At 42.4% G+C, this 25981-nt stretch carries 24 protein-coding genes and 2 pseudogenes; 16 read left to right on the top strand and 10 right to left on the bottom strand.

Annotated elements, in window-relative coordinates:
* Positions 1 to 300 precede the first annotated feature (300 nt).
* The 10 genes from ACU6U9_RS00590 (at position 301) to ACU6U9_RS00545 (ending at position 10126) form a co-directional block, all read left to right on the top strand.
* On the top strand, positions 301 to 3225 hold the full coding sequence (locus ACU6U9_RS00590) for a TonB-dependent receptor domain-containing protein (RefSeq protein ID WP_446733150.1): 2925 nt from the start codon (positions 301 to 303) through the stop codon (positions 3223 to 3225).
* A 162-nt stretch (positions 3226 to 3387) separates the two neighbouring features.
* Positions 3388 to 4152: a hypothetical protein gene (locus ACU6U9_RS00585; protein ID WP_446733149.1), complete on the top strand. Its 765-nt coding sequence runs from the start codon at positions 3388 to 3390 to the stop codon at positions 4150 to 4152.
* A complete protein-coding gene (locus tag ACU6U9_RS00580; RefSeq protein WP_446733148.1) occupies positions 4145 to 4819 on the top strand; it encodes a hypothetical protein in 675 nt (224 codons plus the stop codon). Before ACU6U9_RS00585 ends, ACU6U9_RS00580 begins: the two co-directional genes overlap by 8 nt.
* A 243-nt stretch (positions 4820 to 5062) precedes the next feature.
* Positions 5063 to 5848 carry a DUF3450 domain-containing protein gene (locus ACU6U9_RS00575; protein WP_446733147.1) on the top strand — a complete coding sequence of 262 codons (786 nt, stop codon included), beginning with the start codon at positions 5063 to 5065 and terminating at the stop codon, positions 5846 to 5848.
* Complete coding sequence (locus ACU6U9_RS00570) at positions 5848 to 7230, top strand: MotA/TolQ/ExbB proton channel family protein (RefSeq protein ID WP_446733146.1); 1383 nt, start codon at positions 5848 to 5850, stop codon at positions 7228 to 7230. The genes ACU6U9_RS00575 and ACU6U9_RS00570 overlap by 1 nt, the downstream gene beginning before the upstream one ends.
* A 3-nt stretch (positions 7231 to 7233) precedes the next feature.
* Positions 7234 to 7755 carry a MotA/TolQ/ExbB proton channel family protein gene (locus ACU6U9_RS00565; protein WP_446733145.1) on the top strand — a complete coding sequence of 174 codons (522 nt, stop codon included), beginning with the start codon at positions 7234 to 7236 and terminating at the stop codon, positions 7753 to 7755.
* Between the two features lie 30 nt (positions 7756 to 7785).
* Entirely contained in the window at positions 7786 to 8196 is a 411-nt protein-coding gene (locus tag ACU6U9_RS00560) for an ExbD/TolR family protein (RefSeq protein ID WP_446733144.1), read from the top strand.
* A 1-nt stretch (position 8197) separates the two neighbouring features.
* Positions 8198 to 8821: an energy transducer TonB gene (locus tag ACU6U9_RS00555; RefSeq protein WP_446733143.1), complete on the top strand. Its 624-nt coding sequence runs from the start codon at positions 8198 to 8200 to the stop codon at positions 8819 to 8821.
* 11 nt (positions 8822 to 8832) lie between these two features.
* Complete coding sequence (locus ACU6U9_RS00550) at positions 8833 to 9168, top strand: hypothetical protein (protein ID WP_446733142.1); 336 nt, start codon at positions 8833 to 8835, stop codon at positions 9166 to 9168.
* Complete coding sequence (locus ACU6U9_RS00545; protein ID WP_446733141.1) at positions 9143 to 10126, top strand: tetratricopeptide repeat protein; 984 nt, start codon at positions 9143 to 9145, stop codon at positions 10124 to 10126. Before ACU6U9_RS00550 ends, ACU6U9_RS00545 begins: the two co-directional genes overlap by 26 nt.
* Positions 10127 to 10240: 114 nt before the next feature.
* Here ACU6U9_RS00545 and ACU6U9_RS00540 read toward each other — a convergent pair whose 3' ends face one another.
* From ACU6U9_RS00540 to nadC, 8 genes and pseudogenes are all read right to left on the bottom strand, one after another.
* Entirely contained in the window at positions 10241 to 11023 is a 783-nt protein-coding gene (locus ACU6U9_RS00540; RefSeq protein ID WP_446733140.1) for a substrate-binding periplasmic protein, read from the bottom strand.
* A 222-nt stretch (positions 11024 to 11245) separates the two neighbouring features.
* Positions 11246 to 11446, bottom strand: coding sequence for a DNA gyrase inhibitor YacG (yacG, locus tag ACU6U9_RS00535; RefSeq protein ID WP_446733139.1), 201 nt, complete (start codon positions 11444 to 11446; stop codon positions 11246 to 11248).
* Positions 11436 to 12045, bottom strand: a pseudogene (gene coaE / locus ACU6U9_RS00530) (dephospho-CoA kinase). The gene yacG and the pseudogene coaE overlap by 11 nt, the downstream one beginning before the upstream one ends.
* Positions 12046 to 12924, bottom strand: a complete 879-nt coding sequence (locus ACU6U9_RS00525) for a prepilin peptidase (protein WP_446733138.1) — start codon at positions 12922 to 12924, stop codon at positions 12046 to 12048.
* 44 nt (positions 12925 to 12968) lie between these two features.
* A complete protein-coding gene (locus tag ACU6U9_RS00520; RefSeq protein ID WP_446733137.1) occupies positions 12969 to 14201 on the bottom strand; it encodes a type II secretion system F family protein in 1233 nt (410 codons plus the stop codon).
* Positions 14202 to 14213: 12 nt separating this feature from the next.
* The gene (gene pilB / locus ACU6U9_RS00515; RefSeq protein ID WP_446733136.1) at positions 14214 to 15893 is read right to left on the bottom strand and encodes a type IV-A pilus assembly ATPase PilB; all 1680 of its coding nucleotides are present in this window, start codon (positions 15891 to 15893) and stop codon (positions 14214 to 14216) included.
* A gap of 166 nt (positions 15894 to 16059) precedes the next feature.
* On the bottom strand, positions 16060 to 16584 hold the full coding sequence (locus ACU6U9_RS00510; RefSeq protein WP_446733135.1) for a pilin: 525 nt from the start codon (positions 16582 to 16584) through the stop codon (positions 16060 to 16062).
* A 332-nt stretch (positions 16585 to 16916) separates the two neighbouring features.
* Positions 16917 to 17761 (bottom strand): annotated as a pseudogene (gene nadC / locus ACU6U9_RS00505) (carboxylating nicotinate-nucleotide diphosphorylase).
* Between the two features lie 324 nt (positions 17762 to 18085).
* Here nadC and ampD point away from each other — a divergent pair.
* Both ampD and ampE read left to right on the top strand, forming a co-directional pair.
* Complete coding sequence (ampD, locus tag ACU6U9_RS00500; RefSeq protein WP_446733134.1) at positions 18086 to 18637, top strand: 1,6-anhydro-N-acetylmuramyl-L-alanine amidase AmpD; 552 nt, start codon at positions 18086 to 18088, stop codon at positions 18635 to 18637.
* Positions 18634 to 19479, top strand: coding sequence for a regulatory signaling modulator protein AmpE (ampE, locus tag ACU6U9_RS00495; RefSeq protein WP_446733133.1), 846 nt, complete (start codon positions 18634 to 18636; stop codon positions 19477 to 19479). Before ampD ends, ampE begins: the two co-directional genes overlap by 4 nt.
* Here the strand turns inward: ampE and ACU6U9_RS00490 are convergent.
* Entirely contained in the window at positions 19476 to 20402 is a 927-nt protein-coding gene (locus ACU6U9_RS00490) for an ROK family protein (RefSeq protein WP_446733132.1), read from the bottom strand. The genes ampE and ACU6U9_RS00490 overlap by 4 nt on opposite strands.
* Before the next feature lie 18 nt (positions 20403 to 20420).
* The gene (locus tag ACU6U9_RS00485) at positions 20421 to 20756 is read right to left on the bottom strand and encodes a PilZ domain-containing protein (RefSeq protein WP_446733131.1); all 336 of its coding nucleotides are present in this window, start codon (positions 20754 to 20756) and stop codon (positions 20421 to 20423) included.
* A 62-nt stretch (positions 20757 to 20818) separates the two neighbouring features.
* Between ACU6U9_RS00485 and cobU the strand changes: the two genes are divergently transcribed.
* From cobU to aceE, 4 genes are all read left to right on the top strand, one after another.
* Positions 20819 to 21352 carry a bifunctional adenosylcobinamide kinase/adenosylcobinamide-phosphate guanylyltransferase gene (gene cobU / locus ACU6U9_RS00480; RefSeq protein ID WP_446733130.1) on the top strand — a complete coding sequence of 178 codons (534 nt, stop codon included), beginning with the start codon at positions 20819 to 20821 and terminating at the stop codon, positions 21350 to 21352.
* Between the two features lie 38 nt (positions 21353 to 21390).
* Entirely contained in the window at positions 21391 to 22434 is a 1044-nt protein-coding gene (cobT, locus tag ACU6U9_RS00475) for a nicotinate-nucleotide--dimethylbenzimidazole phosphoribosyltransferase (RefSeq protein ID WP_446733129.1), read from the top strand.
* Positions 22427 to 23026, top strand: coding sequence for a histidine phosphatase family protein (locus tag ACU6U9_RS00470; RefSeq protein ID WP_446733128.1), 600 nt, complete (start codon positions 22427 to 22429; stop codon positions 23024 to 23026). Before cobT ends, ACU6U9_RS00470 begins: the two co-directional genes overlap by 8 nt.
* A 274-nt stretch (positions 23027 to 23300) precedes the next feature.
* Positions 23301 to 25976, top strand: a complete 2676-nt coding sequence (gene aceE / locus ACU6U9_RS00465; RefSeq protein ID WP_446733127.1) for a pyruvate dehydrogenase (acetyl-transferring), homodimeric type — start codon at positions 23301 to 23303, stop codon at positions 25974 to 25976.
* The last annotated feature ends 5 nt before the right edge of the window (positions 25977 to 25981 follow it).

Genomic DNA, 25981 nt, shown 5'->3' with positions numbered 1-25981 from the left:
CTTAACGGTTAAAGGCGAGCGGCATATCCGCTGAACAGACAAAATCGTGAAAAACCGCACGGCTTATTAGTATTAGACCTAGCTAGTCAAATTGTCATAAAAATTTCATATATAAGCCCCCCTCATGAACTTAACTGTATACCCCCTGTGAATGCTGGGGTCTAGCCAATCAACTTGTCATATTTTCGCCATAAAAATGCAGCCTAACTGCAACTCAAATGTCATGTAACACAGCTGTCACATAGCAGAACTATCGTCAGCGCCATCTTAAAAACTAAATTCAAGAGAGTTGGAGTGAATATGAAACGTAATTTGCTGGCAGGTCTGATTGCCGCGATTAGTGCCTCGGGTGCCTTTGCAGGCGAGACTGTTTTTTATATAACCGAACAAGGTAAGCCTGTGGATACCTTGTCAGTGACGGTGGATGGAAACCGTAAGCTGGTTGGAAAAAATGGTGTGGTTAGCTTTGACCTTAAAGGCGGTAAGCATCAAGTTGAATTAAGCGAATTCGGCGAATGGGCTGGCGAATTTGAATTCAACGCAAGCAGCGAACAAAATGCTGAAATTAAAGTCGATATGATCGGCGGTGAAGCGATACCGGATATTAGCGTGTACACACCAGGCGCTGAAGACGCGGCTGTATTGGGACAAATATCGGGTTATATCGAATCTGACGAAACCGGTGGTGGCGTTGAAGGTGCACGTGTATCCGTTGACGGTTCAGACGTATCGGCTAAAACCAATGGTGAAGGCTATTTTGAATTAGAGTTACCACGTGGCGAATATGACTTACGCATTGCCCATTCTTCGTATGGTAATCGTGATGTAAAAGCCATGCGCGTATTTGGTAATCGCGCAACGGCTTTAAACATTAATATGAGCCTAAGCGGCAATAGCGCTATCGAAGAAGTGGTGGCAGTGGGTTCTTACATTCCCTCTACGGCAACGTCTCAACAGCGTGACTCAAGTGCGGTGCTAAGTGCGATTGGTGCAGAACAAATGTCTCGTTTTGGTGATTCAAATGCAGCGTCTGCGCTTAAACGTGTGGCTGGGGTTTCACTGATTGGTGGTCAGTATGCAGTTGTACGTGGCTTACAAGGTCGTTATATATCTTCAACCCTAAATGGCTTGGGGATGCCAAGTACTGACCCAATGCGTCGTGATGTTCCGTTAGATTTATTTCCGGCTAGTGTTTTAGGTGGAATTGAAATTCAAAAAAGCTACACGCCAGATTTACCAGGGGATACAACGGGTGGTGCCATTCGTATGCGCACTAAAGACTTACCGGACGATAACACCAGTAAATTATCGGCTTCGATTGGTTTTAACTCACAAGTGACCGGCCAAGATGTTATCTCATATGAAGGCGGTGATACTGACTTTATTGGTATTGATGACGGAACCCGTGAAGTACCAAGTCGTGTTGATAGCGAAACGGATGGTGGCAGTAATGGCGGCAACAAAGCTCTATTAAATGAATTTGATCACTCGCAATACAATACAAAGCAAACAACGGCTATACCGGATGTTTCAATTGCGTATTCTTTTGGTGATCGTTTAGAGAAAGGTTATGGCGAACTTGCCTATTACGGCGCGCTTGAATATAAAAGTGAATGGTCAAATCGTGAGGATGCTTATATTCGTGATACCTCTGGTAATTTTGATTATGAGCGTAGTCAATACAAAGTGGATTTAACCGGTTATTTTGTAACGGGTATTGAAACAAATGCAGGTAATGAATATTTAAGTAAAACTATCTTGTTACGTAAAACGGATGACACGACTCGAAAGCAAGTAGGTATAAATAAAGAAGGTAAAGATATAAATCAAACCACATTACAGTGGGTTGAACGTCAGTTCTTTTCCCAACAGTTTAGTGGTTTAGTCTTCTTGGGGGCAGAGCATACACTGGATTGGCGTGCAGGTATTTCACATACCAGTCGTTATGAGCCAGATCGTCGTACATATGGATATGAAAACAATCTACTTATATTAAGTATGATAGAAAGACGTTTTTCTGAACTATCTGAAATAAGTTTGGATACAGGTGTTGATCACACTTTTGAACGTGCATTTGATAATGGTAGTTTAATGAAAATTAAAACGGGTATGCTATTGAGTCAAAAAGATCGTGAAGTTGAGCTAGCTCGATACTCTGTAGACGGTGCTGAAAACTTCACTCCTGGCCAAGATATAGAAACAATCTTCGCTAATGACAGCTATAATTTAAGACTAAAAGCAAATACTACCGAAACAGATAACTATGATGCCGCTGAATCTATGCTTGCTATTTACCAATCCTATCAATATGAGCCAAATGAATCATGGGTGTTTTTAGCTGGTGCACGCTTAGAGGATGCCTCACAAGAAATTACATATTCGAAAAAACCAAGCGCGAATTCATCACTCGATACCAGTGAAATATTACCGATGATGTCAGCTATTTGGAAGCCAGTGGAGGAATGGCAATTTCGTTTTGGAGCATCGAATACTGTATCACGCCCGGGTTTAACTGAATTAGCTAAATCTAAATTTTATGACCCAGAAACAGATGACGCCATTATTGGTAATCCAGATTTAGAGTTATCAAAAATTACAAACTTGGATTTCCGTGCTGAGTATTATTTATCTGACTCTGAAAGCATTTCATTAGCATTGTTTAATAAAGCAATAGATAAACCTATTGAAAAAACAGTACCTGATGCATCTGGTAGCGCAGGCCAAGGTGATACTTATGAAAACTCTGACTCAGCAGATTTATTAGGCGTAGAGCTAGATTTTAAAGTAGATATATTGGATACCGATAATTTTAGTGGATTTTTATCGGGTAACTTTGCTTGGATTGATTCCGAAGTGACTTTAGATTTTGAATCTGCACGTTTAGAAGGTGATAAAACACGTGAATTACAGGGGCAATCGGAGGTTCTTGCTAATGTTCAGTTTGGTGTCGATCACTTAGCTACTGGTCAAACTGTTACAGTTTTAATCAATCATTTTGGAGATCGGATTGAAAAAGTTGTACGTGGTTCACTTGCTAATGAATATGAAAAGGGCCGCACTACATTGGATTTAGTATACAAATTGGATCTTACAGAAAATTTAACTATAAAGGGTAAGGCTAGTAACTTGACTGACGAACCGGTTGAATATACTCAAAATGATCAGGTCATTGAAAGCTATAAAACAGGAATTGATGCATCAGTTGGAATTGACTATATTTTTTAATTATATTTTATTAAAAAAACCAGCTAATCAGCTGGTTTTTTTATGGGTGAAGAAAATAAAAAATACATATTTCATTAACAAAACTGTCATAAAAAAAAGCTAAGTTAGTTATCACCAAAACATAATAAATTAAAACGTAAAATAAAAGTCAGAGGACTGATAATGAAAAAACAAACTCTATTGGCAACAGCGATTCTAAGTGCAACTTTAGTAGGTTGTGGCAGCGATAGCGACTCAAATGATGTGGTTGAGAAAGCATTCACACCTTGTGCTGATTCAGCGACAGAATGTGTGCTTAAGGGCATACTTAAAGAAAACTTGACTTTAAAATCAGGTGTTGAATATACACTAGATGATGTGTTTCAGATTGGCGAAGGTAACGGAACGATTGCGGATGCAGCAGGAATTTCAGCGGTTAAAGCAGCTGGCGTAACTCTTACGATTGAGCCTGGTGTGGAAGTTAAAGCAAATAATGACGGTGTGTTACTTGTAACTCGTGGCTCTAAATTAAATGCAGAAGGTACTGCAGCAAACCCAATTACGTTTGCTTCTTCAGATGCTGGATATGATGGTACTGGCGAATGGGGTGGTGTTGTAATTCAAGGTTTTGCTCCACAGTACGGTGCAGGTAATACTGGCGTATGCGGTACAGTAGTATGTAACGTTGCTGGTGAAGGTGGTGATTTTGTTGGTAATTATGGTGGTGCTGATAAGGCTGATAACAGCGGTATTATCAAATACGTACGTATCGCCGAAGCCGGTAAAGTTGCAGGCCCTAATAATGAGCTTAATGGTCTAACCCTTCAAGGTGTTGGTCACGGAACTATCGTTGATTATGTTCAAGTACACGGTAACCTAGATGATGGTATCGAATGGTTTGGTGGTACAGTAAACGTAAAACATGCAGTGCTAACCAATAATGAATGATGACGATATCGATTTCGATGAAGGTTATATGGGTAATATTCAACACGTTATTATTATGAAAGACCAAGATGCAGCACGTACTGGCCCTTACGGTTCTAACGATCCCCGCGCAATCGAAGCAAACTCATCTGATACTGATTATGTTCCTCAAACTGCAGCGACTATTGCTAACGTTACTATTTTAGGTAGCAAAATTAATAATGTTGCTGATAAAGAAGAGCCTGGCATGCGTCTACGCGGTTCTGTCACTGCAAACATTTACAACACTGTTGTAGCTGGTTTTAGTGATCAATGTGTTCGTATCGACTATTCTGATCATGATGGTGATTCTAAGTTGGCTGATGGTGAGACATCTAACCCAGATGCTACAGATAAAATTGCATCAGTAGTTAACCTAACAAACATTGTGGCATCAGATTGTGGCTCTACTTTCAAGAAAGAAGACCCTGATACTAATGTTAACCTAGTTGAAGCTGATATCGCTTTTGATACTGCTTTTGCATTAACTAGCAATGGAACAGTTGCTTCTACAACACCTGTTGCAACGGATAACGGATCAAACTTCGTGTTCGATACAACTACTTATGTAGGTGCGGTTGCACCAGGTCAAGCAGCTGCTACAGCTTGGTATGCAGGTTGGATCATTGATGGTTCATTAGATCGTTAATATCTAAAAACTGTTAAAACGGCACCTATAGGTGCCGTTTTTTTTTTGCTTGTGATTTACTATATAAAAATTTAAATGTTTCACTTCTGTGACACTTTGTAATATCCCATACATAAAACTGAAAATTCTTTGAAACCAGACTGTCATGTAATATCGCTGTCATAAAATCGGCGTATCGTCCTTCCTGTCAATCATTACTCTAGCTCTCATTAAAGAGCGTTAATAAATAACAGGAAATATTGTATGCCGTTTCACAATAAAGCCAGCTGCTTATTAGCAAGCGCTTTCCTTTCGGTCAGCGTAATGCATGCACAAGCCGCCGATATGGATCAAGCAATAAATAAAGGCGTTGATCGTGTTGGTAAGGCGCAACAAGCCCAAGTAAAAATAGATAATGTCGATGGTAAAACCCGTACGGCTGAGCGTGAATATCGCAGTGTTGTTAAAGAAGTTGAAGGCCTTAATGTGTATATTGAGCAACTCAATAAACAGCTTTTAAACCAAGAAAGCGAACTGCTTAAAATTGATGAAAGTATTCGTCAAGTTACCCTTATTGAACGTCAAATCACGCCTTTGATGCTTCGCATGATTGATGCGGTTGATCAATTTGTAAAAGCCGATATTCCTTTCTTAATAGAGCAGCGTGCTAAGCGTGTCGCTAAAATTAAAGACATGATGGGTCGTTCAGATGTCACCGTTGCAGAGAAATATCGCAAGGTGATGGAAGCGTATCAAACAGAAATTGATTATGGCCGCACGATCGAATCGTATCGTGGTGATGTTGTGATTAATGGCTCTGAGCGTGAAGTGGATTTTTTACGTACAGGCCGTATTTCTCTTGTTTACCAAACACTTGATGGTCAAACTTTAGGTGTCTGGAATACACAAACCAATCAGTTCGAAGAACTAGATTCATCTTATAAAAGTAAAGTCATGATGGGTATTCGTATTGCTCGTGAGCAAGCAGCGCCTCAATTAATTAAAGTACCGGTGGCTGCCCCTGTTGTTGTAACCGCGGAGGCGAAATAATGAAATTACGTAATATCGTTGCAATCAGTGCGGTGGCTGTTTCGTTAATCATGCCGGTTCAAGCAAGCGAAGCAAAATCGGGCTTGGATATGGATGCATTGCTGACCCTTGTTAAAGAAGGTCAAGCACGTGATAACACTGAATTTAATAAGCGTATGAAGCGTTTTAATATCGCGAAATATGATCAAGAAAAACTATTAAAAAATGAAAAACAAGAGCGTACTCGCCTAGAAAAAGAAAGCGCCGAAAAAGAACAGCGCTTTGCCAATAACGAAGAAAAAATCAATGTTGCACAAGAGCGATTGAATAATCGCTTGGGTTCACTAAAAGAAATGTTTGGTGTCTTGCAACAGGTAGCAGGTGATACACAAGGTGTATTTGAAGGCTCTGTTATCAGTTCTCAAGTTTCAGGTCGTGAAGTATTTTTGACTGATCTTATTAAGCTAGCAGGTTCGTCTTCTGAACTACCGAGCATTAATCACTTGGAGCAGCTTTGGTTCGAGATGCAACGTGAAATGACACTCACCGGAGACATAGCAAAATATGATGCCTCTGTTGTTTTACCGAGCGGTGAAACGGTGACTAAAACCGTTACACGTGTTGGTGGCTTTAACGTAGTCGCTGAAGGTAATTACCTTGTATGGGACCTTGAAGCTAAAAAATTAGTCGAACTAGAAGTTCAACCAGGCTCTCGTTACAACGGCCCTGCGGCTGATTTAGAAAATGCTAACTCGGAACTAACAGGCTTTTGGATTGACCCAAGCCGTGGCCAACTGCTTAAAATTATGGGACAAACGGCAGGCTTAACTGAGCGCATTCAGCAAGGTGGTGTGGTGGGTTACATTATCTTAACGTTAGCTATTATTGGTGTTCTATTGTCACTTATTCGCATGACATGGCTGACCTCTGAATCAAAACGCATTAAGCGTCAAATGGAAAATGAAGCGCCGTCGGATGACAATGCACTAGGTCGCGTTATGGCGGCATACCATGCTAATAGCCGCGCTGACACTGAAACCCTAGAGCTGCACTTAGGTGAAGCCATTTCAAATGAAATTCCTCGTTTAAGCAAAGGCATTAACTGGATCAAGATAATCTCGGTAGTTGCGCCATTATTAGGCTTGCTGGGTACGGTCACAGGCATGATTGATGTATTTGAGACCATGTCTTTGTTTGGTACTGGTGATCCTAAGTTAATGGCTGGTGGTATCTCACAGGCATTGGTGACCACTGTATTAGGTCTTGTTGCGGCGATTCCATGTGTGTTCTTACATACCATGACAAATAACAAAAGCCGTGAATTGATTCAAATCCTGCAAGAGCGTGCAACTGGTATTTTAGCCCGTAAAGCAGAAGAAGAATATCAAGCAAAGGCGGCTTAAATTATGTTTTATGACGCGTATGAGCAGGTATATTTATTTACAGAACGTGGTGGAGACGTAGTCTTAGCCATATTAGGTTTAATATTTTTACTTTGGTTATTTATTTTAGAACGCGTTGCCTACTTTTCTATAAGCCATAAAGAGCTGGTATCTAACGTGATTGCTGAATGGGAATCACGCAAAGAAAGAACCAGCTGGCATGCTCACCAAATCCGTTTGGATTTGGTCGCCAATGTCGAAATGGGATTAGAAACCAATACACGAACAATCAAGATGCTAGTGGGTCTTTGTCCGTTGTTTGGTTTGTTAGGTACGGTGACAGGCATGATTGAAGTATTCGATGTAATGGCATTTATTGGCAACGGCAGCCCTAGAGCCATGGCCTCCGGTATTTCAAAAGCAACGATTCCAACAATGGCGGGCATGGTTGGTGCATTGACGGGTTTATTTGCTCAGTCATTGATTCAACGCTACACCAAGCGCCAAAAATCGCACATTGAAGATAAATTAACATTTGATCACTAGTTAATTAGTGATGATTTTGAGGAAGACATTATGAGACGCGGATTTCAAAATCTGACGCCAGAAGCAGAAGAAGGTGAGATTGATATTACGCCGATGTTGGACGTTGTATTTATCATGCTGATCTTCTTTATCGTAACGGCATCGTTTGTTAAAGAGTCGGGCATCGAAGTAAACCGCCCCGATGCAAGTACATCAACGGCGAAACCACGTGCCAATATTTTAATTGCTATTAATGAAGGCGGCGAGATTTGGATTAACAAACGTCAAGTACAAGAAAGCCAAGTACGTGCAAACATCGAGCGTTTACACGCTGAGAACCCTCAGGGAACCGTTGTCGTGCAGGCGGACGAAGAAGCACGAACTAAGACCCTTGTCGCCGTGATGGATGCAGCAAGAGCTGCAGGTATTTACGATGTATCACTGGCAACGGAGTCACCTTAACATGTTGAATGCAGCACCTAGATTTGGATTCGCCATGGCAGTTGCAGCCGGTGTTACATTTTGTGTAGCACTGATGATGCAGGGTTTGATTTCGTCAGGTGGATCTGTTCTTCAAGATAATGACTTGGGCAAACTCGTTGAGTTTGTTCATGTTCAACAAGATGACGAAGTGCGCACCAAAGATCGTCAACCTAAAAAACCACCTGTGCCACCACAAGAGCCACCCAAGCCTGAAATGTCGAAACCAGACTTTGATCGCAGTTCAAGTGACATGGAGATAGGGGGGTTAGATTTAGGTGCAGATTTAAGTGTGGATGCAGGTCTTGGTGGCAGTACAGGGGATGGCGAGTACTTGCCGATTGTTAAAGTTGCGCCACAGTATCCACGCCGTGCTGCGCAAAAAGGCATAGAAGGGTATGTGGTGTTGGAGTTTACAGTTAGTAAATTAGGCACAGTGGTTGACCCTAAAGTAATAGAAGCTGATCCGCCAAATATTTTTAATCGTGCAGCAATAAGTGCGGCTAAAAAATTCAAATATAAGCCAAAGATCGAAAATGGCGAAGCGGTTGAAGTTACAGGTATTCGTAACATCATTCGTTTTGAATTAGATAAAAGCAGTAAGTGAAGGTAGCGATTATGAAACACTCAATTATTTCAGTACTGTTGCTTGGATCACTGGCATTTGGCGTAACATCGCTTACGCCCCTAACGGTCTCAGAAAGCGTTGCGGCTGAAAAAGAAAAAAAGCCTCGTCGAGTAAAGCGCGCTCAAACCATGCGTCCTGCGATATACAAAAAATTAGATAATATTCGTCAGCTATCAGACGATAAAAAATACGATGAAGCGCTTGAGTATGCAAAAACGATTGAAAAAATTCCACGCAATTCATACGAGAAAGCCATGACGTGGAATATGGTTGCCTATGTTGAATTTAATCGTGAAAATTATGCAGAAAGCGATAAAAGCCTATAAAAACGTATTATCGACTAAAAATTTACCTGAAAGTTTAGAGCAAACCACCTTATATAGTGTGGCAAAACTATACTTAATTCAGGAGGATTATAAAAAGTCCATCGCTGCATTAAATGACTGGTTTGCGGTTGTTGAAAAGCCAGGGCCTGAAGCGTATATATTACGGGCACAAATGAATTACCAGTTAGAACATTATAATCAAGCTCTGCCTGATGTTAAAAAAGCGATTTTAATCGTTCAGCAGCAGGGCAAGCAACCTCGTGAGAGCTGGCTATTGGTTGAGCGTGCAGTGTACTATCAAAATAAAGACTTTAAAGCCATGGAGCGCACCTTAAAGGATTTGATTACATTGTATCCAAAGCCACAGTATTGGGTACAGTTAGGCGCGGTTTACAATGAGCTTGGTAAGCCTGAAAAAGAATTGTCTGTTATTGAAACGGCCTACGACCAAGGCTTATTAGAAAAAGAATCTCATGTCGTCAGCTTTGCCCAGGCCATGTTATCGCAAGAAGTACCTTACAAAGCCGCACAGGTTTTAATTAAAGGTATGAAAGCAAACGTGGTTGAAGAAAGTGGTAAAAATCTTTCGTTATTAGGTGATGCCTTAATGATTGCGAAAGAATATGACGAAGCTATTCAAGTTATGACACAAGCCGCAGGCGAAACCCAAGCAGGAAAGGATTTTTATAAGCTGGCTCAGATTCATACCGAACGTCAAGAGTGGAAAAAAGCATTAAAAAATGTGAAGCAAGCGCTAACAGATGAAACATTTAAAAAGCAGGATGATGCATTCATCTTAAAAGGCTTAATTCAATTCAATCTAAATGATTTAGAAAACGCTAAACAAACATTTTTACAAGCAAAAGCATTTGAAGCGGTTGAGAAATCGGCATCACAGTGGTTAGCTTATATTGATGGTGAAAAAAAGCGTCGCCTATATATGGCAAACGGTTCATAAACATAATAATAAATAGTTGAAGCGAAAAGCTTTAAATATAAATAGCATGCTAATTATCCATTAGCATGCATAAAAAAACCGGCTCACAAGGCCGGTTTTTTGCATTTCAATGTACTAATTCGATAGATTTATAATTATTTCTGGTAGCTCTGCGTTATCCCATTTTTCATATATCTTTGCCAGTGCACCGGATTTCGATAATACAGGAATACGTTCATTATAGATTTTTATGAGCTCTCTTGATATTTGATCGTCAGCAAATGCGGTATAAATGTGTTTACCCTCTGGCATTGGGTCAACTGAATAATTTTGAGTGTTCATATTGTTAGACTTCATAGCGGCTGCAATCTCATCCCAATCATCTATAAGAAAGTCAATACGGCCCGAATTTAAAAAATCAATGCCCTGATCAATACCGCGAAATTCAACCAATTCGAAATCACGCTTTTCTTTAGCAATAACATCATAATCTTTGATCCAGCCGACTTTTTTACCGGATAAACTGGCCATATTAACGAATGTCGTCTCTTGCGTGTTTTTACTTAGTAAAGACATGTATTCAACATCGATAGGGTAGAGGGGGAAGATGAGTGTTTCGGTTGTATTGATATATTCGCCGATAATAGCATTGTAAGTATGATATTTACTGACCATTTTCATGGCTCGATTCCATGCAATGTTATTGGTTTTAACGGCAATGCCCAGAGGCTCATATATAGCTCGTATGACATCCCAATAGACGCCGGTGCCGTCTGTATTCGTATAGTCTTTCCACTGAGGGGCGACAACACTGATACTTTTGATGTGCTCTCGTTTTATAGTTGATGTGCTGTCTGGGTGCTCGGCATAGCTAAATAAGCTAAAGCAGAGTAAAGATAGAAGCGCTAATGAACGCATAGTATTTCCTACTAGTAATTTGAGAAGTTATATTTATTTTTGTATGTACGATGCAATAAACAATGGATGCATCATCTGCGAGTGAGAAAACTATTTTATGCACAGGCGAAAAGAATTTTCTCTACCTAATTGTAGGTATTTTGAAATGATTTGCATTACCAATTGCAAAAAAAAATAGAAGCAGAGCTTCTATTTTTATATTGTAGAACAATTGTTTTATATTTAGTGGAATGAATCTTCATTTAATTGCTTGAGCTGCTCGCTCATAAGCTCTTCTTCAGCGTTTTTTCCTGGAATAGCGTGCTCTTCGTTCGCCCACTGGCCTAGATCAATAAGGCGGCAGCGGTCAGAGCAAAATGGACGATATTTTGAGCTTTCATTCCATTCCACTGATTTTGAGCATGTTGGGCAATTAACGTTCATTATCGATCTCACTTAATCTTAAATACTGCTGATTCAGCTGAGCCACTTGTTGCTGCAAGTGTTCTAAGGTTTGGTCATTCACAATTACATCATTCGCGTAGCTTAATCGTTTCTCTCGATCTAGCTGGCTCGCCATAATGGCTTTTACTTGAGATTGCGAATTGTTATCCCGCCTACAGGTTCGCTCTAGTTGTAACTCGGCAGGGAACATCCACCACAAGGATATGATTAACTAACTGGTGTTGTCCCGACTCAATCAATAAAGGTGAAACTAATACGGTATAAGGGCTTTTGCTGGACTCCAAATCTTTGATAATTTCTGCCCGTATTAGTGGGTGTGTTAGCTTTTCTAACCAGACTTTTGCGTCGCTATCTTTGAAAATAATTTCACGTAATTTTGCGCGATTAAGTGAGCCATCTTCTAATAATATGTCATCACCGAAATGACGTTGAATCTCTTTTAAGCCAATTGAACCTTTTTCGACAACAGCGCGAGCCGCGATATCAGCATCGACTATATTGATACCTAACTTGGTAAACTCGTTGGTGACCGCCGTTTTGCCGCTACCGATGCCTCCAGTAATACCCAATACAAACATTTAGCCAATGCCTATAAAGGTAAAATAGAGCTGGGTGAGTTCATCTCCCCATAATGCGGCAATAAAGCCTGCAGCTGCTAAGTACGGCCCGAATGGAATTGGGATGTTTTTGTCGCGCCCTAGAATAATGATCATAGCAATCCCCACAACTGCACCGACTGCACTGGATAACAAAATAACCATAGGCAATGCTTGCCAGCCTAACAAAGCCCCGATGGCTGCGAGTAATTTGAAGTCACCGTAGCCCATGCCTTCTTTACCGGTCACAATTTTGAATAACCAAAATATTGACCACAAAGAAAGATAGCCAGCGATTGCACCATAAACGGCACTTTCGAGCGATGTGAAAATATGGAAGCTATTGGCAAATAAACCAATCCAAATAAGCGGTAAGGTTAAGCTGTCAGGTAGCAAATACTCATCTAAATCGATAAGAGTTAGAGCCACCAAAAAATAGGTAAATAAAAGCAGTGCAGCGGTTTGCAGCGTGGCACCAAATTGTAGAGCGATAAATAAACCGAGTAAACCTGTAGCCGCTTCAACAATAGGGTAGCGAGCGCTAATGTGTGTTTGACAGTTAGCACATTTACCTTTTAACCATAGATAGCTGATGACCGGGATATTCTGCCAAGGTTTAATACTAGATTGACACTTCGGACAGGCAGAGTGAGGCACCATTAAATTAAATGCTGGCTGTTCTTGTAGTTTTTCAAACTCCGCTTCTTGTTCGGTGGTTTCGAAGTAATCAGCGGTTAACTGTTTGCGCATCATAATAGGCAAACGATACGCAACTACATTTAAGAAACTGCCAATACATAAGCTGAATACAAAGACGCAGCTGTAAAATAGAGCTGGGTTGTGAATAAAAACATCTAGCATAATTACTTCTTAGCTTTGTCTGTCAAATAAGAATGAGGCGACGATTATATCGCGTCGCCCATAGAGAATATTGGTAGGTACATAGCGATAAGTAAGCCACCAACCACGACACCTAAGAAAGCCATAACAAGCGGCTCGATCATTGAGGTTAACCCATCAACTAGATTGTCCACTTCATCTTCATAATATGTAGCCACTTTTTCTAACATAGCATCAAGTGCACCTGACTCTTCGCCAATGGCTACCATTTGAACAACCATGTTAGGGAATACGCCCGTTGCACGAATGGCAGCATTCATTTGTGTACCAGAAGATACTTCATCTTGAATCTTGAGGATGGCATCACGATAAACTACATTCCCAGACGCCTCTGCAACACTCTCAAGTGCATCTACTAGAGGAACACCCGCTGCAAATGTGGTTGATAAGACTCGACCAAAACGAGCAACCGCACTCTTTTTCATTATCTCACCAACAATAGGCAGTTTTAACATTAACTTGTCTTTTTCTTCAGCAACTTTTGGACTGCGTTTAACCGCTTCTTTAAGGCCGAAAATGATACCAATAATAGAACCAAATAAAATAAGATAATTAGCTTGTAGCCATTCCGAAATATTAACTACAAATTGAGTTGCAGCTGGCAATTCACTACCAAAGTTTTTAAACATGCCTTGGAAGGTTGGAACTACTTTAACTAACAAGATAACAGTCACAATGGCCGCGATGATCAAGGTTACTATTGGGTATTTGAGTGCTTTAGAAACTTTTTGTTTTAAAGCCTCTGACTTTTCTTTATATAGGGCCACTCGGTCAAGCATTTGTTCTAATGCACCCGATTGCTCACCAGATTCGATTAATGCACAAGTTAGTTGGTCAAATTGATCAGGGTATTTTTTTAAACATGAAGCAAAATCATTACCTGCGGCAACATCATCTTTCACCCCAAGAACAATCTTTTGCATCGATGGGTTTTCTAATCCATCAGCTACAATTTCTAATCCTTGCATTAATGGTACCCCAGCTTTTGCCATGGTAGCCAATTGACGTAAAAATATGGTTATATCCATATTTTTAATTTTCTTTGAACCACCGCCGCCACTACCGCCTATTCCAAATAAGCCTTCAGATTTTCGGCGAATTTTCTTGGGTAATATGCCTTGCTTGCGTAATTGGGCTTTTACGAGCGCGGAGTTCTCTCCTAGCATCTCACCTTCAATTTTTTGTCCACGCTTATTTATGCCTTCCCACTGGAAAGTCATAGTTTTGGTTTTGGCCATGTTAAATTCCTACTACCCTGATGTGACTCGGTTAGCTTCTTCAAGGCTAGTAACACCCTGAGCAACTTTCATAAGAGCAGATGTTCTTAAATTATTAAAGCCTTCTTTACGGGCTGTGTCAGCAATTTGGATCGCATTTCCTCCCTCCATAATAATACGAGAGATAGCATCAGTGATGCGAACCACCTCATATATGCCAACACGACCCTTGTAGCCACTACTACAAGCATCACAGCCAACGGGTTTAAAGAGTGTCGCATCGGTAAGCATAGAATCGGTGAAGCCCGCTTCTTTTAACGCCTCTTTAGGTATATCGGCTTTGGTTTTGCAAATACTACATAGACGACGACCAAGCCGTTGAGCAATAATTAAGCTGACTGATGTGGCAATATTAAAAGCAGGTACGCCCATATTAGCTAATCGTGTGAGTGTTTCTGGGGCGCTATTGGTATGAAGTGTCGATAATACTAAATGACCCGTTTGGGCCGCTTTAATCGCAATGCCAGCCGTATCAAGGTCTCGAATTTCACCAACCATGACAATATCGGGATCTTGGCGTAAAAATGAACGCAGCGCCTCAGCAAAGTCTAGACCGACCTTGGCATTTACATTCACCTGGTTAATGCCCTCAAGGTTGATTTCAACCGGGTCTTCAGCGGTTGAGATATTCGTACCTTCAACATTCAATATGTTCAACCCAGTATAAAGTGAAACGGTTTTACCGGACCCAGTAGGGCCCGTTACCAATATCATACCTTGAGGTTGAGACAGTGCGTCCATGTATAACTTTTTCTGAGCGGGTTCATATCCGAGTGCGTCGATGCCCAATTGTGCACTTGAAGGGTCCAAGATACGTAGAACAATCTTTTCTCCCCACAATGTGGGTAATGTATTAACACGAAAATCGATGGACTTATTTTTGGAAATCTTCATCTTAATTCGGCCATCCTGTGGCACACGTCGCTCAGAAATATCCATTTGCGACATAACTTTTAATCTTGCCGCAATTTTGTGTGAAAGATTGATCGGAGGTGATGCCACTTCGTGCAATACGCCGTCTGTGCGGTAACGTACGCGGTAACGTTTCTCATAGGGTTCAAAATGTAAATCGGATGACCCCATTTTAATGGCATCCAGTAGCATTTTGTTGATAAAACGGACGATCGGCGCTTCATCTCCTGTACCATCGTCTTCCGCTACTTTCTTTTGAGGCTCATCATCTTCTAAGTCAAGGTCCTCACCTAGATCATCAAAGGCCGTGCTGCCAGCCTGTAGCTTTTCTAAAATAATATTGAGTTTGTCAAACTCAACGATGGTGGCATCAACGGTCATACCCGTGGCAAACTTCACATCATCCAGTGCCGACATGTCAGACGGGTCTGCTTGCGCTATATGCAAGCGGTTTCCGCGTTTAAAAATAGGTAGGACTTTATGTTTGTCTAATAAATCATTGCTAATTAAGTCTATAGCAAAGTGTTCAGGGTCCATGGCCGCAAGGTCTAAATAGGGGAGGCCAAATTCGTCAGAAACCAGTAGTGCAACATCTTTAGGTTTACAGGTGCCTGAGAGTAAGCTGTGCATAATAAATGAGCGATGCTCTTTATTGGCTTCGTTGAATAGGGTTAAAGCTTGCTGTTCATTGATTAATTTACGCTCAACGAATTGACGGGCGATGCCACTAATATTGGACATATTGCTAGTATTCTTGTTGTAATTTGCTGTTTATCATACCGTTTTTAGTAAATTTAAACAGTGCTCTAATTGGTATTTTTGCTTTGTGTCTAGCTAAAGTGAAGCTGGCTTTCTTATAGGTATAAAAAAACCCGCCGAAGCGGGTTTTTTTTAAACTAGCGCTAAATTAGCCGCCAATTTTAGGTAGGTACTTAGCGTCTAAGGTACCGCCAGTAGTGCGGTAGAATACAGCACCGTTACCGTTCATAGTTGCAGAAAGAGTAACAGTTTTACCATCTAGGTCAGCTGTTACACCATTACCAGCACCTGTTAGTACGCCAGGGTTAACTGCACAGTTTGCAGTTACTGCTTCTGCAATGCCGTAATAAGTTGCTGTGATCACTGCATTGTTAGCATCTGCAACAACTAGCGCAACATCTTTAACTGGACCTACACAGTTTTCGCCTTCGCCTGCTACCCATTGATTAAATGGAGAGATAGCAATAGCCGCAGCTGTAGGTAGTGTTTGTTCTATTTGAGCATATTCAGATAGTGCGAACTGCAATGGGCGAACTGCAGCAGATGTTGATGTCATTGCATCAGTACGTACAATGTATGCTTGATATTGTGGTACCGCAACAGATGCCAAAATACCGATGATTGCTACAACAATCATTAATTCAATAAGGGTAAAACCTTTTTGACCTTTCATAGTAGACCGCTCCACATAATTTATTAGTTTGTTTATAATCTAGCTGTTAGAACAGCCTTATTATTAATTTTACTACAGCAGGTCTTGTGCCAACTGATGGCGCATAGTATTCATGATTTTCATGTCAAAATAAAGACGCAACAGTCGCAAAACCAGTAAAGAAATGCTCATAAAGTGAGCACTCCATCACATTCGTTTGTAAAGTGAGCAAAGGTGTCAACTTGCAGGGTGACAAAAAATGTCACCTAGCGACGAGTAGCGTCTGTTTGGCCAGTTTGTTGAGCAAATAATGCTGTAGAGCCGTTTTTCAGTTTAATCTTGAAAATGGGGCATCAAACCATGCGCATGGACAAATCCACCGCTTTGATATCTTTGGTTAATGTACCAATAGAAATATAATCCACACCGGTTTCAGCAATCTTCACTAAGGTTTTATCGGTGATGTTACCGCTGGCTTCTAGTTTTGCTTTGCCATTGGCGTGCTCAACGGCTTGTTTGGTCTCTTCGATTGAAAAGTTATCCAGCATGATGATGTCAGCGCCCGCGTCTAGTGCTTGGTTTAGCTCCTCAAAGCCTTCAACTTCAACTTCTACTGGCTTGCCTGGTGCAATTATTTTTGCTTGTTCAATGGCCTGTTTAATCGAGCCGCAGGCATTGATGTGATTTTCTTTGATTAAAAACGCATCATATAGGCCAATACGGTGATTAAAGCAGCCGCCTTGTGTCACTGCGTATTTAAGTGCGTTACGCATACCTGGTATGGTTTTGCGTGTATCGAGCAGTTTTACTTGGGTGTGTTTTACTTGCTGGCTGTAATGAGTGCACTTGGTTGCGACGGCTGATAGCGTTTGCAGGAAGTTCAGTGCGGTGCGCTCGCCTGTTAACAAGCTGCGGGATGGGCCTTTTAATTCAAATAAGGTGTCGTTTGCCTGTACGTGCTGTCCATCTTGGGCATGCCAAATGACCTCGACCGTTGAATCAAGTTGCTTGAATACTTCATCTACCCATGCACAACCAGCAATGGTTGCGTCATCACGGCTGATGATGCGGGCGTGGCTATGTTTGTGTCTGCTGGTATAAGCTGTGCCGTAATGTCGCCAGAACCAATGTCTTCAGCCAATGCGAGTTGTACGCCTTGTTTAATGTCGGCTTGAATCTGTGTGTGGGTTAGGTTCATGGTCATACTGCTTTTTAGTAATTGGGTTGTGAGCGCTGATTTATGGTCTGTATGGCCGCTGCCTAAATAAATGTGGCTTAACAGATGTAGCACCTTAAGGGTGCTGTGTTACGTTGCAAGGCCTTATTTACTGAGTTAGCCAACGCCATACACCTTAAAAAGCAGGATTTTATACTGAAAGGTCCTTGAGTGCACTTGTCTGGGCGTAAAACAGAAGACTGGGTTGGTTGTGGGAGCTTACTAAAGCGTGTTATGCAGGGTGTCTTGCTAAATCATTTAAATTCATCAATGCTTGGCGTTTATTTGGGGTGGTAATATTGGACAGTGGAAATACACAATCACAGGTTAATAGGCGCGTATTGGCAGCCTTCACCGAATTATAATCGAAGGCCATCTGGTGCTGTCTCTATGTTAGTGGTGCACAACATCAGTTTGCCGCCAAAGCAGTTTGGTGGTGCTTACATTCAAGATTTTTTTTGTAATCAGTTAGATTGCTCTGTGCACCCATATTTTGATGAGATTAAAGATTTAAAAGTAAGTGCTCACTTGCTCATTAAGCGTGATGGAGAGATGGTTCAGTTTGTGCCATTTAACGAGCGCGCTTGGCATGCCGGTGTCAGTGAATATGAGGGAGAGACAAACTGCAATGATTTTTCCATTGGAGTCGAGTTAGAGGGGGCGGATGACGTGCCCTATACTCAAGAGCAGTATCAAAGGTTGGCTGACGTAACGGATTGCTTGTGCCAGTATTATCCTGAGATCACGGCAAACCGAATCGTGGGTCACAACCATATTGCCCCTGGGCGCAAAACGGATCCAGGGCCAAGCTTTGACTGGGCCTATTTTAAACAACTTATTAAAGAAGATAATTCATGAAGTTTATTGTGTTGCTGTTTACGGTTCTGTTACAGCGTCAAACAAAACATCAGGGCTATCAACGCAATAATGCGTGGTATCTTCGTTTGCTCAAACCCTTTAAGTTGGAGGAAATGAGCGTCAAAGGCCAAGTATTATCATATGCGTTACTTGTCGGGCTGCCTTGTATTGCGATTGGTTTTGGCCTGTCTTATTTGTATGGTGTGGTTGGCAGTGTAATCTCCATTGTGTTACAGGTTTTGTTGTTTTTATACATTTTAGGCCGCGATGACTTTAGTTCGCGCTTTAAAGATTACAAAGGTTGCTGGGGACGTCAGGATTATCAAGCGGCTTATCATTGTGCGCAGCAGTTTTTAAATGTAGAGGAGCAAGCACAGAGCCAAACGCCACTGCAATTGCATCAAAATGTGCAAGAAGCGATTGTGATGGCTTGGTTTAAACGCTTTTTTATTTTTGCGTTTTGGTTTTTAGTGGCAGGTGTCAGTGGTGCATTGCTGTGTTTATTAACGTTTTGGTTTTATACACAGTCGAAAGCATTATGGGCGAAAAGTTTATTACATGCATTGGCTTGGGGCCCCGTGAGATTACTCGCAGTGAGTATCGCGTTAGCAGGGGACTTTGTACAAAGCTTTACCACGGCAAGCCGCTTCATGCTAGATTTTGAAAGCCCTAGCCAAACAGTGCTGCACGAAACCATGTTTAAGCATGATGAACGCACAGATACTAACTTTGACTGTACTCAAGCGGTGGCCGAGTTAGAAGAAAGTAATCAACTCATGCAGCGTTGTGCCATTATTTGGTTGTTGGCGGTGGCCTGTTTAACCGTATTTGCTGGTTTTTAATATCGATTAAGCCAAGCGGCTCCACGTACACCGCTGGAGTCGCCATACTGATTTTTAACCAACTTTGTTTTTACATCATCACTAAATACATACTCGCCCCAAATTTTCGGCACATCCTGATATAGGCTAGCAATGTTTGATAGCCCGCCACCTAATACAATAATCTCTGGGTCCATTATATTGATGACGCTCGCTAAGCTTTTGGCGAGCCGGCGTATGTACCGCTGGTAACTTTCTTGTGCATCTGGGTGACTGTTACGTTGAGTCATTATGTCTTGGCTGCTCATGTTTACATTAAATTGCAGGGCGGTTTGTTTGCTCATGCCCGGCCCAGACAAGTAGGTTTCGATACAGCCTTGTTTTTTGCAGTAACATATTTGTTTGGGTTCATCGTTGTTATCGGCCCATGGTAGTGGGTTATGGCCCCATTCACCGCAAATACGATTAGGGCCGACGATGAGCTGCTTATTAATAACCCAGCCGCCGCCCACGCCAGTGCCTAAGATAACGGCGAACACGCTAGGCTCACTTTTGCCTGCGCCATCAATGGCTTCACTTAAAGCAAAACAATTCGCATCATTTTCTAATTTTACTGGACGTTTTAAATGATCCGAAAGGTCTTGGCGAAATGGCTTGCCGATTAAGCAGGTGGTGTTAGCGTTTTTAATGAGTCCGCTAATGAGTGACTCACTACCGGGAATGCCAATTCCAACGGGGCAAGTGTTTGCGCCAATAGCGGATTCGCAATCAAAAACCAGTTGTATAATTTGTTGGATAATTAAATTGTATTGTTGTGCGGGGTCATCATGTTGAGGCGTGCTTGTACGAGTGCAGTAAAGACTTTGACCTGCTTTATCTAACGCAATGATTTCAATTTTAGTGCCGCCAAGGTCAATGCCGAGTAAAACAGGGGAGGTGTTCATAAAAAATCGCGCTACACGTTATGACTCTTGGTCCTCATCATAACTTGTAAACATGAGTTTGGCTTGTTCATCTGCGTTTGTTAATTTAAAGCCACTGCCAAACAGTGTGTTCGTGAGTTGGCTGCTCCACACGCATAAGAGCGTGATTTTCCCTGTGCGTTTACGACCAATGTTATTCGGTAAATCGACCATGGTGCATTCAATGGTTTGATCAACGTGGATGGCTTGGTAGCTGGCGATCATGACGCCACCGTCTGAATAATCCACTAGATTGCCCAGTGAGGACCCTCGTTCATTAAAAACCGATACCATGCACTGCAATGATTTACGGGTAAATTGGCGTTGATCTTTCATCTGACTGGCCCCTGCTGTCTATACCTTATAAGATTAGTCCTTTCACTCATAATGACAAAAACATGGCGATAATCACCCAACCTTCTGTGCATTTGATCTTAGGCGGCGCTCGTTCAGGTAAAAGCGGCTATGGTGAATCTCTAGCTAAGCAGGCCAATAGAGGCGTCACTTATGTGGCCACAGCACAAGCGCTTGATGGCGAGATGAATGAACGTATCGCTCAACATCAACGCGATCGGCCTGATCATTGGCATACCCTTGAAGAACCTTTAGCGTTAGCCGATGTTATTACCACTTACAGCCAGCCTGATAACGTTGTTTTAGTAGACTGCCTGACATTATGGTTAATGAATGTCATGCATCATGAGTTAGATTTATCCACAGAAGTGGACGCCGTACTGAGCGCCCTTAAACAAGCTCAAGGGTTGGTTATTTTAGTTTCAAATGAAATTACCATGGGCGTTGTGCCTATGGGGGAGTTATCTCGACGTTATGTGGATAACTTGGGTCGCTTGCATCAGCAAATCGCTAAACAGGCCAATGAGGTGACGCTCATGGTGGCTGGCATTCCGATGGTTGTTAAATCAAACCCATAAAAAGATGGGTTTTATCATTAGTATTCTAAGGATCTAACATGGCTTGGTATTTACATAACGCCGCCACTATTCATAGTGAGGTTGAGCAGCAAGCTCAACAGTATCAACTAACGCTCACAAAACCGCTCGGAGCACTTGGGCAATTAGAACAAGTGGCGACTCGTTTGGCGGGTTGCCAAGGGCAGGTGCACCCTGAGTTAAATAAAATTTTTATCAGTATTTTTGCGGGTGACCATGGTGTTGCCAATCAAGGTGTGTCGGCTTTCCCACAGGCGGTCACCACTGAAATGGTGAAAAATTTTGCCCAAGGGGGCGCGGCTATTTCGGTATTGGCGCGTCAGCTAAACGCGCAGTTCGAAGTGGTGAATTTAGGTACGGTATTTGAAGTGGCGCCTCATATCCAGATCATTGATGCGCGCATTGCTGCGGGTACTCAAGATTTTTCTCAAGTGCCAGCTATGACTTCAGAGCAACTTGAAGAGGCGCTGGCTGAGGGCTTAGCCGCGGCCAATAGAGCAAAAGATACGGCTTGTGATTTATTTATTGGTGGTGAAATGGGCATTGCCAATACCACATCAGCCAGTGCATTGGCCGCTGCTTTTTTAAATCGCCCTGCGGCAGAGCTGGTTGGTCCGGGCACAGGGTTAGCTGAAGATAAACTGCCCATGAAAGCCCAGATTATCGAAGATGCAATTACCTTGCATAATGCGCAAAGCCCTTTGGCGCAGCTCCAATGTCTTGGTGGGTTTGAGATTGCAGGCCTAGTAGGCGCTTACATTGGTTGCGCACAAATGGGTGTGCCCGTATTGGTCGATGGGTTTATTAGCAGTGTCGCTGCACTTATGGCGCAAGCGATTAACCCGAGTATTGCGCTGTGGCTATTTTACAGTCACCAAAGTCATGAGCCTGGGCATCAAAAAGTGCTGGCGGCTTTAGGGGCGAGCCCGTTATTGAATATTGGTATGCGTTTAGGCGAGGGCAGTGGCGCCGCGGTTGTGGTGAGTCTGATGCAAAGCGCGGTTGCTCTTCATAATGAAATGGCTACGTTCAGCCAAGCCGGTGTCAGTGAGGCCGATGAATAAGATGACAGAGCCTAGAAAAACCATTGATTTACTGCGTCATGGCGAGCCAGAAGGTGGAAATGTTTTTCGCGGGCGCACCGATCACCCATTAACTGAATTGGGTTGGTCGCAAATGAAAGCGTCGGTGCAGGGTAAACAGTGGGATGTGATTGTTGCCAGTCCACTGTCTCGGTGTTGGGCATTTGCGCAGTGGTTATCAAATGAGTTGGATGTTGAGCTGCTACAGGCAGATGGCCTGCGTGAATTTGATTTTGGTGTATGGGAAAATCAACCCATGGATAAAGTCTTCGAACACGATTTTGAGCGCATAAAAGGATTATGGGATGACCCTATGCATTTTGCCTCGCCAGAAGGCGAAAGCGTACTGAATTTTGAGGCTCGTGTTCTTAAGGATTGGTTTGGTTGTTTGTCGCGTAAAGACGAAAGGCAGCTTATTATTTGCCACGGCGGTGTCATCCGTATGCTGTTAAAAGAAGTTTTAGGGTTGCCTTACCCAAACATTAATCGGGTGAATGTGCCTTATGCGTCGATGACACAAATTGGTGTGAACTACGGTGAGCCGTACCATTATCAGCTTTTAAAGCATGGCTAATATGTTTTGATCTTGTAGTAAAATTACAAGAATGGCTTGTAAGAGTCATCTATGGCCACCATTAGTGATTTCATTGATGGTGTTTTATCGTGCCTGTTCCTTGTTATAAGTGAAATTCTCTGCCCGCAATTGTGTTTTAGCGTTTTCCTCTTTTCTTGTAAAAAAACTACATTTTGGCGTAATTTGCCTTGTTGTGATTTGACAAGCTACATAGAATCCTTGTCTATACTCTTTTAATACTTCTTTATTTACTGACTACAGGCAAGGATGAACAATGGATTCCTTTGAGCAAGATCAGGACCCCGTCGAAACCAAAGAGTGGCTAGACTCAATCGACAGTGTGATTCGTGAAGTTGGCATTGAACGCGCCCGTTATATTTTAGAACGGTTGTCAGAACGCGCCACGCGTAATGGCCTACCGCTACCGTATTCATTTGTTACGCCTTATCGCAACACCATCCCGGTTAATGAAGAAGCGAAAATGCCTGGGGATTTATTCCTAGAGCGTCGTATTCGATCGCTAATTCGTTGGAATGCCCTTGCCATGGTGGTACGAGCCAATCAAACAGGTGATGACCTTGGTGGTCACATCTCAAGTTTTGCCTCCAGCGCCACGCTTTATGATGTGGGCTTTAACTATTTTTTCCGTGCACCGAATAAAACCAGCGAAAAATGCCCACTGGGGGATTTAATTTATTACCAAGGTCATATTTCCCCAGGTATTTATGCGCGCAGTTTTTTAGAGGGCCGCTTAGAGAAAAAACAATTGGAAAACTTCCGCCGTGAAGTAGACGGCGAAGGATTAAGCTCTTACCCACATCCACGATTAATGCCTGACTACTGGCAATTCCCTACGGTCTCTATGGGCTTGGGCCCACTGCAAGCGATTTATCAAGCACACTTTATGCGTTACATATCGGCCCGTAACTTAGTGCCGCGATTGGACCGTAAGGTTTGGGCGTTTTTAGGCGATGGCGAGTGTGATGAGCCAGAAACACTGGGCGCGATTAACTTAGCAGGCCGTGAAAAATTAGAAAATTTAATTTTTGTTATCAACTGTAATTTACAGCGCTTAGATGGGCCAGTGCGAGGCAACGGCAAAATTATTCAAGAGCTTGAAAGAACCTTCCGCGGTGCCGGTTGGAATGTGCTGAAAGTGGTGTGGGGTCGACACTGGGATCCGCTACTGGCGCAAGATGATGATGGCTTGTTGCAAAAACGCATGGACGAAGTTGTCGATGGCGAATTCCAAAACTACAAAGCAAAAGGCGGCGCTTACACCAAAGAGCATTTTTTTGGTAAATACCCTGAGTTAAAAGCGCGCGTTGCGTCCATGAAAGACGAAGAGATTTATAAACTCAACCGTGGTGGTCACGACCCTTATAAAGTTTATGCTGCTTATCGAAAAGCGGCTGGCCATAAAGGTCAACCAACGGTTATTTTGGCGCATACCATTAAAGGTTATGGTATGGGCGACGCCGCAGAAGGTAAAAATGATGCCCACGGTGTGAAGAAACTGGATATTGAAAGTTTGAAAGCCTTCCGCGATCGTTTCGATATTCCCATCAGCGATACCGACTTAAAAGACGTACCGTATTATCGTCCACCAGAAGACAGCCCAGAAATGGTGTACATGCGCAAACGCCGCGAAACATTAGGCGGTTATTTACCCGTGCGTACGGAGAATACCAGCCCGTTACCTGTACCAGCATTAAGTTCATTTAAAGCGCAGCTAGAAGGCACAGGGGATCGTGAAATTTCATCGACCATGGCGTTTGTGCGCATTCTGACTGCCCTCGTAAAAGACAAAGCCATGGGCGAGCGAGTTGTTCCGATTGTCCCTGATGAAGCGCGTACATTTGGTATGGAAGGTTTGTTTCGACAGGTGGGTATTTACAGTTCAGAAGGGCAAAAATACGAGCCTGTGGATTTTGGCCAAATGATGTATTACAAAGAAGAAAAAGGCGGCCGAATTCTGGAAGAAGGGATTAACGAAGCAGGCGCGTTTAGCGCGTGGTTAGCTGCGGCCACCGCTTACAGTGCGTATGACAAAGCCATGGTGCCGTTTTACATTTTCTACAGCATGTTTGGTTTTCAGCGCGTGGGCGATTTATCGTGGGCGGCAGGGGACTGTCAAGCACAAGGCTTTTTAATTGGCGCCACCGCAGGGCGTACCACGCTTAATGGCGAAGGGTTACAACATCAAGATGGCCACAGCCATATTTTAGCCAATACCATTCCAAACTGTATTACTTATGACCCAACGTTTGCGTTCGAGCTGGCGGTTATTATTCAAGATGGTCTACGTCGCATGTATCAAGAGCATGAGCGTATTTATTATTATATTACCGTTATGAATGAAAACTATGCTCACCCTGCGATACCAAAAGGTGCAGAAGAAGGCATTATAAAAGGCATGTATCCATTGCTTAGTGGCGCGGATGGCGATTTAACCGTTCAGCTTCTAGGCAGCGGGACTATTTTACGAGAAGTGATGGCCGCTAAAGATATTCTTGAAAAAGATTTTAACATTCAAGCTCATGTTTGGAGCGCCACCAGTATTAATGAATTAACACGTGAAGGGCGTAAAGTTGAGCGTGAAAATTTATTACACCCAGGCGATAAAGAAAAAGTACCTTACGTCACACAATGCTTACAAGATACGCAAGGGCCTGTTATTTGCGCCACCGATTACATGAAGCAATACAGCGAACAATTGCGTGCTTACATGCCCAAAGATAAAACGTATGTGACATTAGGCACAGACGGTTTTGGTCGCAGTGATAGCCGCGAAAAATTACGTGAATTTTTTGAAGTGAATCGTTACTTTGTGGTCATTGCTAGCTTGTATGCCTTGATGCAAGAAGGAAAAGTAGAAGCGAAGCAATTAAAAGCGGCCATGAAAAAATTTGGCATATCACCCGATAAACTTGATCCACTTTATCATTAAGGAAT

This window comes from Pseudomonas sp. HK3 (assembly GCF_052920985.1).
This window is presented reverse-complemented; position numbering and strand designations above follow the sequence as displayed.

Coding starts and splice junctions, on each gene's coding strand:
- ACU6U9_RS00590 (WP_446733150.1), top strand. CDS start 301: ATGAAACGTAATTTGCTGGCAGGTCTGATTGCCGCGATTAGTGCCTCG.
- ACU6U9_RS00585 (WP_446733149.1), top strand. CDS start 3,388: ATGAAAAAACAAACTCTATTGGCAACAGCGATTCTAAGTGCAACTTTA.
- ACU6U9_RS00580 (WP_446733148.1), top strand. CDS start 4,145: ATGAATGATGACGATATCGATTTCGATGAAGGTTATATGGGTAATATT.
- ACU6U9_RS00575 (WP_446733147.1), top strand. CDS start 5,063: ATGCCGTTTCACAATAAAGCCAGCTGCTTATTAGCAAGCGCTTTCCTT.
- ACU6U9_RS00570 (WP_446733146.1), top strand. CDS start 5,848: ATGAAATTACGTAATATCGTTGCAATCAGTGCGGTGGCTGTTTCGTTA.
- ACU6U9_RS00565 (WP_446733145.1), top strand. CDS start 7,234: ATGTTTTATGACGCGTATGAGCAGGTATATTTATTTACAGAACGTGGT.
- ACU6U9_RS00560 (WP_446733144.1), top strand. CDS start 7,786: ATGAGACGCGGATTTCAAAATCTGACGCCAGAAGCAGAAGAAGGTGAG.
- ACU6U9_RS00555 (WP_446733143.1), top strand. CDS start 8,198: ATGTTGAATGCAGCACCTAGATTTGGATTCGCCATGGCAGTTGCAGCC.
- ACU6U9_RS00550 (WP_446733142.1), top strand. CDS start 8,833: ATGAAACACTCAATTATTTCAGTACTGTTGCTTGGATCACTGGCATTT.
- ACU6U9_RS00545 (WP_446733141.1), top strand. CDS start 9,143: ATGCAGAAAGCGATAAAAGCCTATAAAAACGTATTATCGACTAAAAAT.
- ACU6U9_RS00540 (WP_446733140.1), bottom strand. CDS start 11,023: ATGCGTTCATTAGCGCTTCTATCTTTACTCTGCTTTAGCTTATTTAGC.
- yacG (WP_446733139.1), bottom strand. CDS start 11,446: ATGAACGTTAATTGCCCAACATGCTCAAAATCAGTGGAATGGAATGAA.
- ACU6U9_RS00525 (WP_446733138.1), bottom strand. CDS start 12,924: ATGCTAGATGTTTTTATTCACAACCCAGCTCTATTTTACAGCTGCGTC.
- ACU6U9_RS00520 (WP_446733137.1), bottom strand. CDS start 14,201: ATGGCCAAAACCAAAACTATGACTTTCCAGTGGGAAGGCATAAATAAG.
- pilB (WP_446733136.1), bottom strand. CDS start 15,893: ATGTCCAATATTAGTGGCATCGCCCGTCAATTCGTTGAGCGTAAATTA.
- ACU6U9_RS00510 (WP_446733135.1), bottom strand. CDS start 16,584: ATGAAAGGTCAAAAAGGTTTTACCCTTATTGAATTAATGATTGTTGTA.
- ampE (WP_446733133.1), top strand. CDS start 18,634: ATGAAGTTTATTGTGTTGCTGTTTACGGTTCTGTTACAGCGTCAAACA.
- ACU6U9_RS00490 (WP_446733132.1), bottom strand. CDS start 20,402: ATGAACACCTCCCCTGTTTTACTCGGCATTGACCTTGGCGGCACTAAA.
- ACU6U9_RS00485 (WP_446733131.1), bottom strand. CDS start 20,756: ATGAAAGATCAACGCCAATTTACCCGTAAATCATTGCAGTGCATGGTA.
- cobU (WP_446733130.1), top strand. CDS start 20,819: ATGGCGATAATCACCCAACCTTCTGTGCATTTGATCTTAGGCGGCGCT.
- cobT (WP_446733129.1), top strand. CDS start 21,391: ATGGCTTGGTATTTACATAACGCCGCCACTATTCATAGTGAGGTTGAG.
- ACU6U9_RS00470 (WP_446733128.1), top strand. CDS start 22,427: ATGAATAAGATGACAGAGCCTAGAAAAACCATTGATTTACTGCGTCAT.
- aceE (WP_446733127.1), top strand. CDS start 23,301: ATGGATTCCTTTGAGCAAGATCAGGACCCCGTCGAAACCAAAGAGTGG.